The following is a 19,228-nucleotide window of genomic DNA, read 5'->3' as shown; positions in this document are numbered from 1 at the left end:
CGTACTCGGCCAGCGGACGGCGAGGCAATCGCCTGTCGACATAAGCCGCAGATCAGAGACCTCATTCCACTGCTTGTGCCGTTGGCGGAAGTGCACAGTGGAAATCCGACAGCTTTGTGGCAGGTTGAATTGCATGGGAGGGCTTTCGACTCTAATGTGACTCACAACACTTACTGTTAGGGAGATCACACATGAGGCGTCTGACCCGCAATTTCGTCGCAATCTGCTCCACTCTCGCACTGACCGCCGGACTCGCCGCCTGCGGCAGCGGCTCCGACGAAGCCGGCGGCGCCGGCGACACGATCGTGGCCGAGACCGCCTTCAACCTCAAGACGATCGACCCGCATCGACAATTCGAGTTCACCGGTTCGACGATCGACAGCGCCATCTACCAGACGGCGCTCGAATTCGAGGACGGTGACCTCACCAAGCCCACCGATGGCCTCTGCTCATTCGAAATGTCCGAGGACAGCAAGGAGATGACGCTGACCCTCAAAGACGAGGATGCGAAATTCTCCAACGGCGATCCCGTCACCGCCGACGACATCGTCTTCTCCTTCGAACGCCTTCAGGGCATCAAGGGCAACCCCTCGTTCTTCCTCGACGGGGTCAAGGTGAAGAAGGTCGACGACAAGACGGTCACGCTCACCAGCGCAGAGCCCAACCCTGCGCTGCCCTACATCCTCCCCAACTCCTCGATCGGCATCGTCAATTCGAAGGTGGTCAAGGAGAACGAGGGAACCACAGATGAGAAGGACGGCGCCGAACAGTTCCTCAATGAGAACTCACAGGGCTCGGGACCGTACAAGGTGGAGAAGTACGACGCCGACAGCCAGGTCGTGCTGACCGCGAACGAGCATTACAACGGTCCGGAACCGAAGTACAAGCGAGTGGTCCTGCGCAATGTCTCCGCAGAGACGCAGCTGACCGACATCCAGTCGGGTCAGGCGCAGGTCGCCTACGACCTCAACGCCGATCAGGCGAAGCAGATCGATGAGTCGATGGGCAAGATCTCCAGCCTGCCCTCGACTCGCAGCCTCTACATCTTCAACAACGCCGATGAGAAGATCGGCGGCCCCGCAGCGGACCCGAACTTCCGCAAGGCCGTCATGGCGGCGATCGACTACGACAAACTCATCGACCTCGCAGGGAAGGGATCCCAGCGCATGGCCAGTCTCGTGCCGAACGAGTTCGTCGGTGCCGTCCCGAAGGACGAGGCTCCTGAACGCGACCTCGAGAAGGCGAAGAAGCTGCTGAAGGAGGCTGGCTACGACGGAGAGAAGGTCCCCTTCCACTATTCGAGTGATCAGGCCGTCAATGGAGTCGACCTCGCACAGCTCGCCGAAACCCTGCAGGCGCAGCTGAAGGAGGCCGGCATCAACCTCGATCTCAAACCTGCTCCGAGCTCGACTCAGCTCGACGGCTTCCGCTCTGCCAAACAGCCGATGGGCATCGGAACCTGGGGCGCGGACTTCCCCGATCCGACGAACTACAACGTCTTCATTCCCGGCGGCGACGTTGCCGATCGCGTGAACTGGAGCGAGGACCCGAAGCTGAAGAAGCTTGCGGACGAAGCTGCCAAGGCGAAGGGTGATGCGCGCGATGCCGCCTACGCGAAGCTGTTCAAGGCGACCACCGACACCGCGGTGTGGATCCCGCTCGTCCAGCCGGTCAGCACCGTCGCCGTCGGTTCGAGCATTGAGAAGTTCGTCTCCAACGCCGACATCTCGTTCGACTTCGCAAAGGCAGAGTGAGGATGGCGGAAGCCACCACAGCGCCGCACGATACTGATGTCGCGTCCGCTTCTGGTGAGGCGGACGCGGCGCAGCGAGTCAGACCACCGAAGCTCCACCCACTGCTCCGGTTCATCCTCATCCGGATCGGGATTTCGCTCATTCTGATCTGGGGCGTGACCGTGGTGACGTTCCTGTTCACCAACCTCGTGCCCACCGATCCGGTCGCCGCCATCCTCGGTGACCGGGCCGCGGCAGATCCCGAGATCGTCGCGCAGACACGGGAGAAGCTCGGACTCGACCAACCGCTCCTCGTCCAGTACTTCACGTATCTGGGAAATCTGCTGCAGGGAGATCTGGGTGTCTCCAATCAGACCCGCACACCCGTGCTCGCCTCGATCGGACAGGTCTTCCCCGCATCGATCGAGCTTGGCATCGGAGCGATTCTCATCTCAGTGATCCTCGGACTGCTGCTCGGTCTGCTCAGTGCTCTCAAACAGAACAGTCTCGTCGACCACGCCATCCGCACCCTCAGCCTCATCGGCATCTCGGCACCGACTTTCTGGATCGCCACCGTCGCCTACTTCGTCTTCTTCTTCAGACTTCGAGTCGTCCCCGGCGCCGGTCGGCTCGACCCCTGGATCACCCCACCGCCGAAAGTGACCGGCCTCTACACGCTCGACTCGCTCTTGGCGGGTCAGATGGCGACTTTCGCCAATGCGCTGGGCCACCTCATTCTGCCGTCGTGCGTTCTCGCCCTCTTCACCATCGGCCTGCTCACACGTTTCAGCCGTTCGAGCGTCCTCGACATCATCAGGCTCGACTACGTCACCGCCGCCAAGGCGAAAGGGCTGCCGGCTCGGACAGTGGTCTTCAAATACATCTTCCGCGGCGCGCTGGTCCCGATCATCACCGTCGTCGGTCTGGCCTTCGGCTCCCTGCTCTCCGGAGCTGTGCTGACTGAGACCGTCTTCGCCTGGAACGGACTCGGCCAATATGCCTACCGGGGAGCGACAACGCTCGACCTGCCCGTCATCATGGGCGTCGGCCTCGTCATCGGCATCGTCTATATCCTCGTGAACTTCATCGTCGACCTGATCTACGGCTTCGTGGATCCGAGAGTGAGGGTGAGATGAGCATCGGCACCCCGAAACAGCCCGCCAATGCCCCCATCACCGAGGCGGCCCGCCGCGATCCCGTCGACCCCGGACTCAAAAGGTGGCAGATCCGCTTCCCGAAAGCCCTGCGCACTCCGCTGGGGATCGTGGGCGCTGGAATCCTCGTGCTCTGGCTGATCGCAGCGATCTTCGCACCGCTGCTGGCGCCGTTCGATGCTCTGGCGCAGAACTTTCCGAGGCTCTCGGCTCCCAACGGGGAGAATCTGCTCGGTACCGACACACTGGGCCGAGACGTGCTTTCCCGCATCCTCGTTGCTGCCCGCACCACCTTGCCCGCCGCGGTGTTCGTCGTCATCTGCTCTGCGCTGCTCGGCTCGGTCCTCGGGGCCATTGCCGGATACTTCGGTCGAGCCGTCGACGAGATCATCATGCGCATCGCCGATCTGGTGTTCGCCTTCCCCACGATCATCCTCGCCATGGTCATCGCAGCCGCCCTCGGTCCGGGCTTGAAGAACGCGATAATCGCGATCCTGCTCGTCTCCTGGCCGTCCTACGCGCGTGTCACCAGATCGCTGGTGATGACAGCGCGGGGCAGTGAGTACGTCATCGCCGGACGCCTGCTCGGATTCAGCGCGGGCAGATCACTGGCCCGCGAAATCGCACCGAACGTCATCTCTCCCGTCGTCGTGCTCGCCACCCTCGATGTCGGTTCGGCGATCCTCACCATGGCAGGACTGTCGTTTCTGTCTCTCGGTGCCGTTCCGCCGACCCCCGATTGGGGCGCAATGATCAGCGAAGGCGTCTCTCAGTTCGCTGCCTGGTGGATCGCCTTCTTCCCCGGCCTCTGCATCCTCACCATCGTCATGGCGTTCAACTTCATCGGCGACAGTCTGCGCGACACCCTCGATCCCCATACCGCCCAGGAAGTCGGTGAGACGACCTCATGAGCATGATCAGCATCAGAGACCTCAACCTGTCGGTCACTGCAGGCAAGAAGACCACTCATATCCTCAAAGACGTCTCGTTCGACCTCGAAGCAGGTCGCATCACCGGTGTCGCAGGTGCGTCTGGATCCGGCAAGACCCAGACCGGTCTGGCCGTCATGGGGCTCTCGCCCGCGGGCGCGGAACTGAGCGGAAGCATCGATTTCGACGGAGTCGAACTGGTGGGAATGCCCGCCAAGCAGCACAACCGCCTGCGCGGAGTGCAGCTGTCGATGGTCTTTCAGGATCCGGCCTCGGCGTTCCATCCCATGCTCACGGTCGGCGACCAGATCACCGACCACCTTCGACACCACCAGAAAGTGTCGAAGAAAGACGCCCTGGCCAAAGCCGTCGAGATCCTCGGCCGAACCAGGGTGCCGCACCCGAAGGAGGCGGTGAAGAAGTACCCGCACCAGTTCTCCGGCGGACAGCTGCAGCGAATCGCTTTCGCCTCGGCGATCATCTGCGATCCGAAGGTGCTCATCGCCGACGAACCGACCACAGCACTCGATGTCACCGTGCAGGCAGGCATCCTTCGGCTGCTGCGTGAACTCTGCGACGATCTCGACCTCGCCGTGCTGCTGGTCACCCACGACTTCGGAGTGCTCTCCTCGGTCGCGGACACCATCGTGGTCATGAAGAACGGCGTCGTCGTCGAAACCGGTGAACGGGAGGCGGTCATCACTGCTCCTCAACACGAATACACGCGTTCGCTCATCGAATCGCTGCCAGGAGCGGAGGTCTCCCCATGACATCGATCGACCAGGCCCCGGCCGCCGCCACCGCTCACTCCCCCGCAGCAGGGGCTCCGCTCCTGGAACTCGATTCCGTGGCATGCGAATACAAACTCGACGGCGGCGGCCGCTTCCGAGCCGTTAACGGAGTGTCTCTGCAACTGGGTCGTTCGGAGGTGCTCGGGCTCGTCGGCGAATCCGGCTGCGGCAAATCGACGCTGGCCAAACTCATCTGCGGGTTGGAGAAGCCGGCAGACGGCACCGTCACCTTCGACGGTCATCCGGTCAGAGCGCTCGGGCTGAAGAAGAGAGCGAAGGAACTGCTCGGCATTCAGATGGTCTTCCAGAACCCCTACGCGTCGCTCAATCCGCGCAGGCGGATCCGCGACCAGCTCGACGATGCGCTGGCCCTCAATCCTGACGGCGGTTGGACCGTGGAATCGCTGTTGGACGCCGTCGACCTGCCTGCCGACTCCGCACAGCGCTATTCGCATTCGTTCTCCGGCGGACAGAGGCAGCGCATCGCCATCGCTCGTGCCCTGGCGGCGGGTCCGAAAGTGCTCGTCGGTGATGAACCCATCGCCTCTCTCGATGCGTTCCTCCAAGCGCGGATCGCTCGGATGATGCGCGACCTCGCCATCGACTCCGGTGCCTCGATGATCTTCATCAGCCACGATCTCTCGGTCGTTCGCGATATCGCAGACAGGGTCGCAGTGATGGAAGCCGGACGCATCGTCGAAGTCGCCCCGACCGACCAGATCTGGAACGATCCGCAGCACCCGTATACGAAGAAGCTCCTGGCCGCGATTCCCCAGGTCGACGGCAAGGGAATCATCCCCGGCAGCGACTGATCTGCCAAGCAGCCGGCGGTCCCGAGCGACATCGAAAGGACACGAGAGTCATGGTCATCCTGATTCGCGGGGCAGAGATCTGTGCCCCCGAGCCGCTCGGAGTGCGCGACATCCTCGTGGAGGGCTCACGTATCGCCCACCTCGGCCAGGTGGATCGCGACATAGTCGCGCAGTTGCCGGCTTCGGCAGTCATCGATGCCGACGGCCTGACTGCTGTGCCCGGTTTCATCGACCCCCATGTGCACATCATCGGAGGCGGAGGCGAAGGCGGATACGCGACCCGCACTCCCGAGATCGACATCGGCGACATCATCCGCGCAGGAGTGACCACTGTCGTCGGCTGCCTCGGCACCGACTCCATCACCCGCTCTCACCGCGGCCTCCTTGCCAAAGCACGAGGCCTCGAGGAAGAGGGCATCACGACATTCGTCTACACCGGCAGCTACCAGCTTCCGGCACGAACTGTCACCGGTTCCGTCGCCGACGACATCGTCCTCATCGACAAAGTGATCGGGGCCGGCGAGATCGCCATCTCCGAAAGTCGGTCGTTCCAACCGACGATCGAAGAACTCGCCGACATCGTCAGCCAATGCCATGTCGGCGGGCTGCTCAGCGGAAAGGCCGGTGTCACTCACTTCCACGTCGGATCGCATTCGACTCGGCTCGCACCCCTGCATCGTCTCCTCGACGATTATCCGATTGCCCCGCCCGCCGTGTATGCCACCCACATCACCCGTGATGACGAGCTCATCGCCGAGGCGGTCGACCTCGCGGCCAAAGGCGCCTTCGTCGACATGACCGCCGGAGCGTCCACCGTCGAAGCGGTGAAGAAGTTCGTTGAATTCGGCGGCCATCTCGACCGACTCACCCTGTCCTCGGACGCCAACGGCAGCCTGCCGAAGTTCGATGCTCACGGACGTCTGACGGAACTCCAGGTGGCATACCAGACGACGCTGTACGACCAGGTGTGGGCGTGCGCTGATTCCAGCGGCCTGCCCCTGTCGCAGGCTCTTTCGTTCGTCACCGCCAACACTGCAGACGCCCTGAAGCTCCCACGCAAGGGACGAATCCGTCCGGGCGGTGACGCCGATCTGCTGCTCGTCGACGCAGAGCACTCAATCGAGCACGGATTCGCACTGGGCCGGCCGACCATCAGCAGGGGCGAGCTGCTGGTCAGAAGCACATTCGATCAGAGGCCACGCTGAACCCGGTCAGCCTCGCGTGACCCGCGCGGACTTCCGCTGCGCGTACTCGGCAGGGCTGAAACCGGTGACGCGAACGAAATCCGTGCTGAAGTGCGATTGATCGAACCATCCGAAGTGCGCGCCGAGGTCGGCCAGAGTTCCGTCCCACCCGCGGTCGATCGCTGCGACCGCGTCGATGATCCGTGCCCTGGCCAAGACCTTCTTCACCCCGACTCCGCAGAAGCTGCTGAATATCCGCTGCAGCGTACGCTCACCGAGATCGGCTCTCTCCGAGAGGACCTTCAGGCTCACGACTTCGGGGTCGGACAGGATGTCGAGCACCCGCTTCAATCGTTCGAACGACGGGGTCATCTGCGGCCGCCAGGACAGCAGCCAGCTTTCCACCGATGCGGCCAATTCGCTGAAGTCGGGCGCCCCGGCACTCTGCGACTGCGCAAACATCTCGGAGAGTCCGAGGTCGGCATCCAACCTCGGAAACCACAGTTCGGCAGGGACGGTCGAATCACGGATGCTCGCCGGCTTCTCCTCGGAGAACGCCAGTGTCGCACCAGGCTGAAAGTTCACGCCGAAGACTCCGCCGCGCCCGAAGATTCCCACATCGAAGCGCCGTTTGGTGACCGGACCGGTCACCCATGCCCCAGGCCCGTCCACGTGCGCCCGCCGGCTGTCGCCGAACTCGAAGGTCAGATGGATGGTCGGTTCGGACAAGGTAGCCGTCTGATAGCTCTCGCCCTTCGGCAGATCCCACTCGACGGCCCAATAGCGTTTGACGAAGGGGCGCAGGCGCTCGGCGACGACACGAACGGACGAATAGCGCGCATGCTCGAGCATCTCCCCCGGCTTGAGCACACGTCCGAAGAAGTGCTGCGGCATCTCTTCTCCCGGTGACGCATTTTTCCTAGTGACGTCGTCGTCCATGGCACAAGAATGTCAGACATGACTGAAACACAGAAGACCGACACCGCCGCGACCACCGCCGACAACTCCACTACAGCACCCGTCGCCACACTGGCGATGGTCACCCTTGACGCCCCGAACGCTGCCGTTCTCGGAGAGTTCTACTCTTCAGTCCTCGGCTGGCCCATCGCCTATTCGGACGAGAGTTATGCCATGCTCACTGGTCCCAGCCATGCACTGGGCATCGGCACGATCCCGGACTATCAGCGACCGAGCTGGCCCGACGACGGACACAAGCAGTTCCACCTCGACCTCGCCGCCGACGACATCCATGCGGCAGCCGATCGCTGCGTCGAACTCGGAGCTACCCGAGCCGAAACGCAGCCTGGTGAGACCTGGGTCGTGCTCCTCGATCCCGCCGGTCATCCGTTCTGCATCTCGGACGCGAAGAACTGGGGCTGAGCATCCCCGCAGACCTGACAGCCGAGCTCTCAGCTCCGCCCGGCCTTGTCCGCCCGCACAATGTAGTGAGACCCATCGAGACCATCGACGAGGATCGTCGCCTCATGCCTCGCATTCCCTCCGGAGACGATCCAGTTGGGCTTGAGCACTCCGCGCAGACCGCCAGCAGGAGTGATATCGATGCCCATACCGAGCTTCACCGTCTTGACGACCTTCGCACGTGCCAATGATCGCGCGGTCCGCTCCGCCTCATCCCGAGTCGGCGGCGGTCCCGACTGCTCGCCGATCAGACTCGACCACTCCGATGATCCCGCCGTGGCGCCGCGAGGGGTGAAGTCGGCGATCATACCCCTGCCCGACAAGGCGTTGACGAGCACGTCCATCCGCTGCACCGGCCCGGATGCGCTCCGACGGAAGAGTCCGCGGGTGCGCACGTCGAGGGCGGCCCACCAGAACGGATGATGCACCGCTTGGACCTCGGCGAGCGCGTCAGGGAGTTTGCGCTGGAAGACGGCGAGCGCCTCGGCGGCGGTGACGTGCGGGTCCATCCGCACCGGATCCTCAGTCTGCAGATCCGGGCCGACCGGGCGCCCGGTTCCGATCTCGGCACTCATCTCAGACGTCCTTCGGAACCTGACCGGCCAGGGAATCGTTCTGACCGGTGAGCATGTGTGCTGGGATCGCGCCGATCTTGTCGGTCTCCTTCATCGCCTCGAGGACGTGGGCAGGCACCGGATGCGAGCGCTGAGTGGCCAGGGAGACGAGGATGAGGGCCAGGGTCGAGCACACGATGCCTACTCCCATCGGGTCGACTCCGGTGACGTCGACGAGTCCTGTCAGCTGCCACACGACCGACGACACAGTGCCGGCGATCATCGACCAGATCGCTCCGGGCACGTTCGCCTTCTTCCACCAGGCGGCGGCGATGTAGACGGGGACGAACGCGGCACCGAGCACCGTGGTCGAGAAGATGACCACCTCGGCGACGGCCGGCGGATCATTCACCGCGACGAAGTAGCCGATGATCGCCAGCACGAGAACGGTGAACCGGGAGACCCAGACGGACTGCTGGTCGGACATGTCCTTCTTGAAGAAGCGTTGGAACAGATCTTGGCTGGCGATCGTGCCCGACTGCAGCAGCAGAGCGTCGGCTGTGGACATGATCGCAGCCATGATTCCTGCCATGACGATGCCTACGGCGAAGTTCGGCAGCACAGTGTCTGCGACTTCGAAGACCGCGAGCTCCGGATTGTCCAGAGTCGGCAGCAGGATGAGCGCCATGATGCCGACGATGTAGGGAGCGGGGATGAACAGCAGGTTGAAGCCGGTGGCGTAGAGGCTGGCGCGCCTGGCCACCGAGGGCCGCTTCATCGCCATATGGCTGACGTTGACGTGCGGCCAGCCCATATAGCCGATAGAGAAGACGAGGACGGCGCCGACGATGACTCCCCATTGGACGGATTCGATCCCGTCCGGTCCCCACATGGTCAGCAGGTTCGGGTTGATCTGTCCGACCGTCTCGTTGCCGGCTGTCCACCCGCCCACGGCCTGCAGACATCCGATGAGGATCCACACCATGCCGATGAGCATGATGATCGCCTGCACGAAGTCGGTGTAGGCCACGGCGAGGTAGCCGCCGAGAAAGGTGTAGAAGACGATGACGCCGACGGCGATGAGCAGCGCCCAGGCATACGGAATGCCGGTGACCATCTCGAGTCCGCGCCCGCCGGCGATGAACTGACTCATCACATAGAAGAAGATGCAGAACAGGGCGACCGGCGCGGCGATCGCGCGGATCCACTTCGACGGATATCGATGTTCGAGGTATTCGATCGAGGTGAGCGACCCGAGGATCTGGGAGAGCTTGCGCATCCGCCGGCCCAGGATCGAGAGGTTGAGAACACCGCCGCCGATGTCGCCCATCGCGTACCACAGAGAGAAGTAGCCCTTCGTATACGCCAGCGATCCCGCACCGAGGAACATGTACCCCGACATCGACGACGACTGCAGGCGCAGAGCCGTGACCGCAGCGCCCAGGCTGCGACCGCCGAGCAGATATCCCTCGCTGCCCTTCGAACCTATCTTGAGCGTCCACACGCCGATGCCGGCCATGGCGAGGAAGTAGATGACGAGGAACCAGGTTTCGATGTTCATGCCGCTCCCCCGTTTCCTTTCGCCGAGGCGGCCCCGCCGTCTCGTCCGTCCGCTCCGTTCGCGGTTCTCGCCAGGGCCTGATCCTCAGCCATGTCCTCGGCCTTCCAACCGCGGGAGAGGAAGACGAAGACGAGGGTGTAGATCACCCAGATCGCGGGGATGCCGACGATGATGACGACCGTCGCCGTCGGAAGACCGAACACGTTGACCACCTCGTTGTGATGCGGGAATACAGATGATGTGAATGAGATTACAAGTTATCGCGAGAAGCCTGAGACTGCCGCGCCGAGTTCGCATGGTGGGAACGCGGGGCACGACTGTCTGACCGACCTGTCGGTTCGATGCGCGTGTCCGTTCCGCAGCGCGGGCTCACTCAACGGTGAACTGGCGCTCGTGGAGTCCCGTCGCGGCACCCGGAATGGCGGGCCGGCGTTCCGAGGTCTGCACGTTTCCGTCCTGGTCGACCGCGCGCACGCTGACCGTGTGCGTGCCGGTGCTCAGTCCCGTGTGCTCGCATCGCCACTGGCGCCAGGTGTCGGCGGTGAGTTCTTCGCTGAGTTCCGCTTCCGCCCAGTCGCCGTTGTCGATGCGCACCTGCACCTTCTCGATGCCTGTGTGCTGCGCCCAGGCCATGCCTGCGGTGACGACCCGGCCGCCGCTCTTGGGCGTGACAGTGGCCCCGGGGCGGGGCACGTCGATGCGCGAGGCCACCAGCACGGGTCCGTGCGTGGCCCAGCCGCGCGTCGTCCAATATGCCTCTTTGTCCGCGAACCGGGTGATTTCGAGATCGGTCACCCATTTCGTTGCCGAGACGTAGCCGTAGAGTCCGGGGACGACCAGGCGTGCCGGGTATCCGTGGTCGCGTGGCAGAGCATGACCGTTCATGGCCACGGCCAGCAGGGCCGCGCGATCGTCGGTGAGCACTTCGAGTGGGGTGGAGGCGGTGAAACCGTCATCGGAGCCCGAGAGCACCATGTCCGCACCGGAGTGCGGTTTCGCCCGTGCCAGCAGGTCCCGGATCGGATAGCCCAGCCATTTCGCATTGCCCACCAGGTCGCCGCCGACCTCGTTCGAGACGCAGGCCAGGGTCACATAGTGCTCCTGGAGCGGGAGGTCGAGGAGTTCGGCCATCGTGATCGTGAACTCGTGCTCGACCATGCCGTGGACGCGCAGCATCCATGTTCCCGCGTCGATCGACGGCGGGAAGAGCGCTGTGTCGATGCGGTAGAAATCCTGGGTCTCCGTGACCAGCGGGGTCAGTCCGGGCACGTCGAGTTCCGCTCCGGTGGGAATCTCCGGCGCCGAGGCGGCCGGTCGCGGGAGGACGAGCTTCGTCACCGTTCCTGCCGCACTGCGGGCCAGTGTGGCCGCGGACTGCCCGGCCGCGACGGCGGCGATGCCGACCGCGCTCAGTCCCGCGGCCAGCCCGAAGAAGGCCCGTCGACCCGGCCTGGCCGGAGTTCGATGCTGCGTGTCGGCTCCGGCGTCCTCGGCGTCGGAGCGAGCCTCAGTGCCTCCACCGGTGCGAGCCGGAACTGTCGCGACGTGAAGGAGGACGAGGAAGGCTGCGGCCCCGGCGGCGATTCCGCCGAGACTCGGCAGGGTGGCCACAAGCCCGGCACCGGAGCTGAAGCCGACGACGGCAGGCAGCAGGCCGAAACCGATGAGCAGGACGAGCGCCAGACCGCGACGGCGAGCGCCGATCCACCCGATGATCGCACCGCACCCCGCCCCTCCTGCCACGATGGTGATGACGAGGGCGAATTTGTCGTGAGTGCCGAAGACCGCGATCGCGGACTTGATGAGCACGGTAGGCATCAGCGGGATGAGTGCCTGGCCGATGAGCAGAGCAGGAGCCGACGCCACGTCCAGGCTGCGGGCGATGAGTTCGGCCGTGCCGAAATAGATGAGTGTCGCAACGACCCCGGCGAGCACAGAGGGCCACGTGCGCTGAGTACTCCCCACCATGCCCTCCTTCTCCCCCATGCTCAGGCCAGGTTTCGACGCAGGCGCACGACCGCCTCGGTGAGGGCGCTGATGCGGTTCTCGCGATCGGGTTCGGGCAGTGTCCGAGCCGAACGCAGTCCGTGTTCGAGGAGCACGACGACCTGATCGGCGAGGGTCTGATCTCCGAGTTCTGGGACCGGCCGGGCCTCGGAGCCGATCCATGAGAACTCGGCCAGGGCCTCACGGATGACTGCACGTCTGCTCGGTGCCGGTGGGGCCGCCTCGTCGAGTTGGGCAGTGGTCAGGGAGATGATCCGGATGCGCAGACGGCGCACCTCGGTCTCGAGTTCCGCCGCTGCCGTGGTCATGGACTCATGATAGTCCTCGTCGATGGGAACAGCGGCGGAACCTCAGACGATGATCAGGTGTCGGCCACCCAGACGGTCATGGTTTCCTGATAGGTGTCCAGGGCTTCCGGGCCGTTGTCGCGGCCCCAGAATCCGGACTGTCGCAGTCCGCCGAACGGAGTGGCTTCGGTGCCTTCGCTGTAGCCGTTGACCGCGAGGGTGCCCACGCGGATCCGGCTCGCCCACCACCGCACTTGGGCGATGTCCTCGCACCACACGCTCGACGCCAGCCCATAGGGTTCGCCGTTGATGAGGTCCACAGCGTCGTCGCGATTGGTGCGTCGCAGCAGCTGGGTCACGGGGCCGAAGATCTCTCCACGGCCGAGTTCGCTGGCATCGGGCACGCCTTCGATGACGGTCGGCGGATACCAGGTGCCGATGTCGGGGACGTCGGCACGGGTGTTGAGGATCCGCGCTCCCTTCTCCACGGCTTCGTCGACCCAGGCGGTGATACGATCGCGGGCGCGAGCATTGATCACCGGGCCGACGTCCGTATCGGCGTCGAACGGATCGCCGACGGTGAGTGCCTCGGTCGCGGTGATGAGTGCGGTGCGGAACTCGGCGAACCTCTCGTCATCGTCGCCGACGTAGATCACCCGAGAGGCGGCGGTGCAGTTCTGGCCGCTGGTGCCGAAGGACGCACCGGCGATGTCGGCGGCGATCGCCTCGAAATCCGTGGCGTGTGCGGAGTCGACGATATAACCGGCCCGTCCGCCGAGTTCGAGGGACACCTTCTTGAGGTTCGACCGGGCCGAGGACTCGAGGAAGGACCTGCCGACGGGTCCCGAACCGGTGAAGGTGAGCACGTCGATGTCGTTGTGCAGACCCATCGCGGCGCCGATCGCTGAGCCGGTGCCGGTGAGGACGTTGAGAATGCCGTCGGGCACCCCCGCCTCGGTGGCGAGCCTGGCGAGGTGGAGGGCGCTGAGCGTCGAATCCTCAGAGGTCTTGACGACCATCGCATTGCCGGCGGCCAGCGCCGGGGCGATCTTCCAGCCGAGCATGGCCACGGGATAGTTCCACGGCAGGATCGCTCCGACGACCCCGCTGGGCACCTTCGTCACCCAGCCCCAACCGTCAGGATTCTGCAGGTAGCGTCCGTCGTCGCGCGAGATGAGGTCGGCGCTCAGTCTGAGGTTCGCGGCGACATCGGGGACGTCTTCCTCGACGCTGCCGAGGGCGACCTTTCCGGCTTCGATGCCGTCGAGGTAGGCGATCTCTGCGGCATCGGCTTCGACGAGGTCGGCGAGGCGACGCAGCACCCGCGCCCGCAGCTTCGCGTCTCCTGCCCAGTCGGCCTCGTTGAAGGCGGTGCGCGCTGTGGCGACGGTGTCATCGAGCTGCTGAACGCTGGCCGCGGACAGGCTTCCGATCACTGTTCCGTCGCTCGGTGAGATGAGACCGATCTCGTCGCCGGTGCCGGTGACGGCGCGGCCGCCGATCCACTGTCCGAAATTGCCGTCGATGATGGCCCGAAGCGCGGTTCGACCGCGGTCGACGAGGGTGCTGTCAGTTGAAGACGTAGGGCTCATGCTGCGTGTTTCCTCTCCAGTTCGGCGATCGCGTCGAGCAGCGACGCCAATGAGTCGGGACCGGCTGTCGGCAGGGGTGGACGCACCGGTCCCTGTTCGTGACCGGTTCGGCCGAGCGCCTGTTTGATGAGTGAGATGAAGGCGGAGTCACCCTCGATGAGTCCGAGGGCATGCCCGAGGCTTCTCCATAGGTCGACGGCGCCGGCCCAATCACCGCTGTCGGCCAGCTCCCACAGTCTCTGGCAGTGATCGGGCAGCAGCCACGCCGAGGCCGCCACCCAGCCGCTGGCGCCCTGGGCGAAGCCCTCGAGGGCGATTCCGTCGGCCCCGACGAAGATCTCGGTATCCTCGCCGAGGCGGTCGCGCAGCTCCCGGATCCGTGTGGCTTCGCCGGAGGTCTCTTTGACGCTCCAGAGTCGGCCGGTGTGCTGGAGCGCGGCGAGGTGGTCCGGGAGCAGGTCGGTGCCGGTGGAGTGGGGATTGTTGTAGACCATGACCGGCAGTTCGGACGCGGTCAGCACCGGGTGCAAGGCGGCGATGACGGCGTCTGGTTCGAGTCCGCCGTAGAAGGGAGGGGTGACCATGACGGCGTCGGCGCCCCAGCCGGCGGCATCCGAGATCTGGGCCGACATCTCTGCCGGGGTGTAGGCCATACAGCCGATGACCACGTGCGCCCGACCGTCGACGGCGGAGACGATGGTCTTGATCTGTGCTTCCCGCTCAGCGGCGCTGAGTGCCAGCGCCTCCCCCGTGGCGCCGAGGCCGAGAAGCCCGGTCACTCCTGAGGCGAGCACCTCCTCGACGCGACTGCCCAGGGCGTCGAGGTTCTGGTCTCCGTCGTCGGAATAGGGGGTCGTCGGAACGGCGAACACACCGCGCATCGGATTCGTCATCGAATCGTCCTCTCAGGCCATGAGGTCTCTGGTCCGCGCTTCATCGATGAAGACGGTCCGCCGACGCTTCTCGTCGGTATCTCAGACGATAGGCAGAAAAGTGATCACAAGCAATGGGCAGCTCGCAACGCACGACGAAGGGCGGACCCCCTTCTCGGGGATCCGCCCTTCGTTCAGCGTTCGGCCGCGACCCACAGTTGTGGAGCGGTCACGTCTCTCAGTCTCTGAAGTAGGAGATGAGGCGCAGGATCTCGACGTAGAGCCAGATGAGGGTGACCATGAGCGAGAACGCGCACATCCAGGAGTACTTCTCCGGGATCTTGTGCTTGACGCCCTCTTCGATCATCTGGAAGTCCATGATCAGTGTCATCGCAGCGAGCACTGTGGCGACGAGGCCGATGACGATGCCCAGCGGAATTCCGAAGATCTCCATGCTGCGGACCCCTCCGGTTCCGAAGGCCAGTCCGAAGACGAGGTTGACGATCGAGAAGATCGCGTAGCCGCCGACGGCGATCACCATGAACTTCATCATCTTCGAGCCGTAGCGCACGCCCTTGAACTTGAAGAGGGCGAGCATGATCGCGAAGACGCTGAGAGTGGCGAGCACGGCCTGGACGACGATGCCGGAGTACATGGACTCGAAGATCGCGGAGATGCCGCCGAGGAACACACCCTCGAACGCGGCATAGCTGATGATCAGGGCCTTGTTCGGTTCCTTCTTGAAGGCGTTGACGAGGCCGAGGACGAGGCCGATGAGCATCGCCGGGAGGGCGAGGACAGGCACGAGCCAGCCGACGACGGCACCGGCGAGGAGGATGGCGAAGAGCACACCGGTCTTCATCATCACATCGTCATAGGTCATCGCACGGTCGGCGACCTGGGGCCCGGCGTTGCGGTTCTCCGCGGCAGGCTGGTTGAAGAGGTTGTTGAGCTCCTGATCGGACATGACCGGCTGGTTGCGTCCAGCCTGGGCGCCCTGGTTGATAGCCCGGTTCATCATGGGGTTACTCACGGTCGAGATCCTTTCGATCTGAGTAGAATATGCGCAGCCGGGAGGCTGCACAGATGATCGTTCACGGTCACAGTCTAACCGGACGGTCTGGACGGGAACTGAGGATTCCCGCCTACAGCGTCCGACGTTGCACGATCGTGATGCTGTGGTGGACAACACCCGATCATGCGCGAGAATTCCCGGATCGGCCCATCGGGTGACCGACTCAGCCCATCTGATAGTGAGTGGCCGCACCCGGTCCCCACGGAATTCCGGTGGCCCACCAGATGAAGAACAGCAGTCCCCACAGGATGAACATGGCGAAGGACAGTGGGATCGTGAATGAGAGCACCGTGCCGATGCCGGCATCCTTCTTGTATCGCTGGATGAAGCCGAGGACGACGACGAAGTACGGGCTCATCGGGGAGATGATGTTCGTCGTCGAGTCACCGATGCGGTAGAGAGCCTGTGTGGTCTCCGGGGAGATCGACAGCAGCATGAACATCGGGACGAGCACCGGTGCCATGAGCGTCCACAGTCCCGAGCCGGAGGTGAGGAACAGTGCACCCACTGCGACGAGCAGCCATCCACCGAGGAGGATGACGAACGGTCCGGTGTTGAGCGCCCCGAAGACCTCGGCACCCTTGATCGCCATGATCTCGCCGAGGTTGGACATCTTGAACAGCGCGAGGAACTGGCTGGCGGCGAAGAACAGGACGATGACCGGTACGAACGGCAGCAGCCCCTTGCCCATCATCTCCGGGATATCGGCGGTGTGCTTGATCGATCCGGTGGCGTAGCCGTAGACGATGCCGACGATGAAGAAGCCGAAGCCGATGATCGCGGCGATTCCGGCCATCAGACCCGAATCGGGACCGAAGCCTCCGGCTTCATCGCGGAGGAATGACCCGGCGGGCCAGGCGAGGGCGAACAGCACCGCCGCGCAGATGACGATGGCGACAACGGCGATGATGATTCCGCGCTTCTCGTTGGCGTCGAGGGCCATCTTGACGTCGAAGTTGTCAGGATCGTCGTCGGTCTCCTCGTCGAGTTCGATCTGGTCGGCTCGCTTGGACAGAACCAGCTCGGTCACCAGGGTCACCGCGGCAGCGACGACGAACATGGAGATGAAGTTGAAGTAGAAGTTCGCGACCGGGCTGACGGAGTAGTCGGCGTCGATGATCTGGGCGGCCGAGGTGGACAGGCCGCCGAGGATCGTGTCGAGCGAGTTGACCATCGGAGCCGCCGAATAGCCTCCCGAGGTCGCGGCATAGGCGACGAGGCAGCCGAGCAGCGGATTGCGGCCGACGGCTTTGAACGCGAGTCCGCCGAGGGGAATCATGATCATGTAGGACGCGTCCGAGGCGATCGATGAGGCGGTTCCGGCCAGGGCGACGATGAACGTGATCCACTTCGGCGAGGCTCCGGCGATGGTTCCGCGCAGCATCGCCGGGATGAGTCCGGACTGCTCGGCCACGGCTACGCCGATGAGCACGATGAGGACGAGTCCCAAAGGCGGGAAGGTGACGAAGTTGTTCGTGGCTCCCGCGACGATCTCACGCAGCGACTCGGTGGAGAAGAGATTCGTCACCGTCACTTTCTCGTCCGTTGCCGGGTTGACGGCGTTGAGCCCGGTGGACGCGAAGATCGCCGAGAGGATCATGACGATGACTGCCAGCGAGAGGAACAGCCAGAACGGGTGGGGCAGTTTGTTGCCGGCCTTCTCGATGATGACGAGGACGCGCATCAGCCAGCTGAGTTCTGACTTGTCGCTCTGCTTCTCATCGGTGGCAGCGGAGGTGCTCGCCATAGGGGTCTCCTCGGTCGTCTCGGCACCGATCGGTGCGCTGGGCCGTGTGCCGCACATGTGAGTGCGATCACGTCGAAGAGACAAGTATCGTGAACAATCCCCGTTGTGTCACGGCGGTCTCAAATACCGGATGCACCGGGGTGGGGCGCCACCCGAACCCCGCCGAGGCGGTCGTGCGGTTCCGTTCTCACCGACGTCGGTGAATGTGCGAGGGCGCCGACCGCAGAATCTGCGATCGGCGCCCTCTCGACCGGCAGGCGACTCAGCACCTCAGAACAGGGTGGGCCGCCTCGGCGATATCAGCGTTCGAGGTCGCCGCGGATGAACGCTTCGACGGCTTCGTGGGCGGCGTCGTCGTCCTGCTGCTCCGGGGGCGACTTCATGAAGTACGAGGAGGCGGAGATGAGGGCTCCGCCGATTCCGCGGTCGAGGCCGATCTTCGCCGCACGCACCGCGTCGATGATGACGCCGGCGGAGTTCGGCGAGTCCCACACCTCGAGCTTGTATTCCAGGGACACTGGGGCGTCGCCGAAGTTGCGGCCTTCGAGGCGGACGAAGGCCCACTTGCGGTCGTCGAGCCATTCGACGTAGTCGCTGGGTCCGATGTGGACGTCGCGGTCGGACAGCTGGGCGGAGGTGTTCGAGGTCACGGCCTGAGTCTTCGAGATCTTCTTCGATTCGAGGCGCTGCCGCTCGAGCATGTTCTTGAAGTCCATGTTGCCGCCGACGTTGAGCTGGTAGGTCCGGTCGAGGACGACGCCGCGGTCTTCGAACAGCTTCGCCATCACACGGTGAGTGATGGTCGCACCGATCTGGGACTTGATGTCGTCGCCGACGATGGGGACACCTGCGGCGCGGAACTTCTCGTCCCATTCCTTGGTGCCGGCGATGAACACGGGCAGGGCATTGACGAAGGCGACCTTCGCGTCGATCGCGGCCTGAGCATAGAACTCGACGGCCTTCTGCGAACCGACGGGCAGGTAGCACACGAGGACATCCGCCTCGGCGTCCTTGAGCGCCTTCACCACGTCGACGGCCTCGCGGTCGGATTCGACGATCGTGTCGCGGTAGTACTCGCCGAGTCCGTCGAGGGTGGGTCCGCGCAGGACCTCGATGCCGGTCGGCTCCACATCGGCGAGCTTGATGGTGTTGTTCTCGCTGGCGGTGATCGCCTCGGCGATGTCGACGCCGACCTTCTTGCCGTCGACGTCGAAGGCGGCAACGAAATCGATGTCACCGACGTGATAGTCCCCGAATTCCACGTGCATGAGGCCGGGAACCTTCGTCCCGGGCGACGCGTTCCGGTAGTACTCCACGCCTTGGATCAGGGACGAGGCGCAGTTGCCCAGTCCGGCAATCGCGACTCGAATCGATTTCGTTCCCACAATTCTCCTTTGTCTGTTTGGGTTTCACCGAGCGGCGGGAATGTCCCACGCGGGCGGTTGGCCCTGTAGGGCTTCGCTTCGGCCCCAACTATCCATAATAATCTCCGCGTCAAAATGCCGGACACC

18 protein-coding genes are annotated in these 19,228 nt (G+C 64.1%); 7 read left to right on the top strand and 11 right to left on the bottom strand.

Features of this window, described 5'->3' with window-relative positions:
• Positions 1-191 precede the first annotated feature (191 nt).
• From ACVZTU_RS06420 to iadA, 6 genes are read left to right on the top strand one after another with little or no spacing between them, the layout of a single operon-like run.
• Positions 192-1,754, top strand: coding sequence for an ABC transporter substrate-binding protein (locus ACVZTU_RS06420; protein ID WP_139469632.1), 1,563 nt, complete (start codon positions 192-194; stop codon positions 1,752-1,754).
• A gap of 2 nt (positions 1,755-1,756) precedes the next feature.
• On the top strand, positions 1,757-2,869 hold the full coding sequence (locus tag ACVZTU_RS06415; protein ID WP_482401593.1) for an ABC transporter permease: 1,113 nt from the start codon (positions 1,757-1,759) through the stop codon (positions 2,867-2,869).
• On the top strand, positions 2,866-3,798 hold the full coding sequence (locus tag ACVZTU_RS06410; protein ID WP_139469633.1) for an ABC transporter permease: 933 nt from the start codon (positions 2,866-2,868) through the stop codon (positions 3,796-3,798). The genes ACVZTU_RS06415 and ACVZTU_RS06410 overlap by 4 nt, the downstream gene beginning before the upstream one ends.
• The gene (locus ACVZTU_RS06405) at positions 3,795-4,586 is read left to right on the top strand and encodes an ABC transporter ATP-binding protein (protein WP_139469634.1); all 792 of its coding nucleotides are present in this window, start codon (positions 3,795-3,797) and stop codon (positions 4,584-4,586) included. Before ACVZTU_RS06410 ends, ACVZTU_RS06405 begins: the two co-directional genes overlap by 4 nt.
• Complete coding sequence (locus ACVZTU_RS06400; protein ID WP_139469635.1) at positions 4,583-5,419, top strand: ABC transporter ATP-binding protein; 837 nt, start codon at positions 4,583-4,585, stop codon at positions 5,417-5,419. The genes ACVZTU_RS06405 and ACVZTU_RS06400 overlap by 4 nt, the downstream gene beginning before the upstream one ends.
• 50 nt (positions 5,420-5,469) lie before the next feature.
• Complete coding sequence (iadA, locus tag ACVZTU_RS06395) at positions 5,470-6,624, top strand: beta-aspartyl-peptidase (RefSeq protein ID WP_482401592.1); 1,155 nt, start codon at positions 5,470-5,472, stop codon at positions 6,622-6,624.
• Positions 6,625-6,630: 6 nt separating this feature from the next.
• Here iadA and ACVZTU_RS06390 read toward each other — a convergent pair whose 3' ends face one another.
• Positions 6,631-7,497: a DUF6597 domain-containing transcriptional factor gene (locus ACVZTU_RS06390; RefSeq protein WP_482401591.1), complete on the bottom strand. Its 867-nt coding sequence runs from the start codon at positions 7,495-7,497 to the stop codon at positions 6,631-6,633.
• A gap of 63 nt (positions 7,498-7,560) precedes the next feature.
• On the opposite strand from ACVZTU_RS06390, the gene ACVZTU_RS06385 reads away from it, so the two are divergent.
• Positions 7,561-7,983 carry a VOC family protein gene (locus ACVZTU_RS06385; protein ID WP_482401590.1) on the top strand — a complete coding sequence of 141 codons (423 nt, stop codon included), beginning with the start codon at positions 7,561-7,563 and terminating at the stop codon, positions 7,981-7,983.
• Between the two features lie 29 nt (positions 7,984-8,012).
• On the opposite strand, the gene ACVZTU_RS06380 is transcribed toward ACVZTU_RS06385, so the two are convergent.
• From ACVZTU_RS06380 to ACVZTU_RS06335, 10 genes are all read right to left on the bottom strand, one after another.
• Positions 8,013-8,597 carry a hypothetical protein gene (locus ACVZTU_RS06380; protein ID WP_482401589.1) on the bottom strand — a complete coding sequence of 195 codons (585 nt, stop codon included), beginning with the start codon at positions 8,595-8,597 and terminating at the stop codon, positions 8,013-8,015.
• Position 8,598: 1 nt separating this feature from the next.
• A complete protein-coding gene (locus tag ACVZTU_RS06375; RefSeq protein WP_181270311.1) occupies positions 8,599-10,137 on the bottom strand; it encodes a sodium/proline symporter in 1,539 nt (512 codons plus the stop codon).
• Complete coding sequence (locus ACVZTU_RS06370; RefSeq protein ID WP_139469641.1) at positions 10,134-10,340, bottom strand: hypothetical protein; 207 nt, start codon at positions 10,338-10,340, stop codon at positions 10,134-10,136. Before ACVZTU_RS06370 ends, ACVZTU_RS06375 begins: the two co-directional genes overlap by 4 nt.
• A 166-nt stretch (positions 10,341-10,506) precedes the next feature.
• Positions 10,507-12,105 (bottom strand): molybdopterin-dependent oxidoreductase, encoded by a 1,599-nt coding sequence (locus ACVZTU_RS06365; protein WP_181270310.1) that lies wholly within the window; start codon positions 12,103-12,105, stop codon positions 10,507-10,509.
• Positions 12,106-12,125: 20 nt separating this feature from the next.
• Positions 12,126-12,452 carry a hypothetical protein gene (locus ACVZTU_RS06360; protein WP_181270309.1) on the bottom strand — a complete coding sequence of 109 codons (327 nt, stop codon included), beginning with the start codon at positions 12,450-12,452 and terminating at the stop codon, positions 12,126-12,128.
• A 53-nt stretch (positions 12,453-12,505) separates the two neighbouring features.
• Complete coding sequence (locus tag ACVZTU_RS06355) at positions 12,506-14,023, bottom strand: aldehyde dehydrogenase family protein (RefSeq protein WP_139469644.1); 1,518 nt, start codon at positions 14,021-14,023, stop codon at positions 12,506-12,508.
• Positions 14,020-14,916, bottom strand: a complete 897-nt coding sequence (locus ACVZTU_RS06350; RefSeq protein WP_139469645.1) for a dihydrodipicolinate synthase family protein — start codon at positions 14,914-14,916, stop codon at positions 14,020-14,022. Before ACVZTU_RS06350 ends, ACVZTU_RS06355 begins: the two co-directional genes overlap by 4 nt.
• A gap of 217 nt (positions 14,917-15,133) precedes the next feature.
• Positions 15,134-15,916, bottom strand: coding sequence for a Bax inhibitor-1/YccA family protein (locus ACVZTU_RS06345; RefSeq protein WP_139469709.1), 783 nt, complete (start codon positions 15,914-15,916; stop codon positions 15,134-15,136).
• A gap of 217 nt (positions 15,917-16,133) precedes the next feature.
• Entirely contained in the window at positions 16,134-17,717 is a 1,584-nt protein-coding gene (locus ACVZTU_RS06340; protein ID WP_181270307.1) for an AbgT family transporter, read from the bottom strand.
• Positions 17,718-18,016: 299 nt separating this feature from the next.
• Positions 18,017-19,102 carry an inositol-3-phosphate synthase gene (locus ACVZTU_RS06335; protein ID WP_101545123.1) on the bottom strand — a complete coding sequence of 362 codons (1,086 nt, stop codon included), beginning with the start codon at positions 19,100-19,102 and terminating at the stop codon, positions 18,017-18,019.
• Positions 19,103-19,228: the final 126 nt, after the last annotated feature.

The sequence above is a fragment of the Brevibacterium sp. OS20 genome (assembly GCF_056837565.1).
Note: the sequence above shows the minus strand (reverse complement) of the source record. Positions and strands in the feature narration are given on the sequence as shown.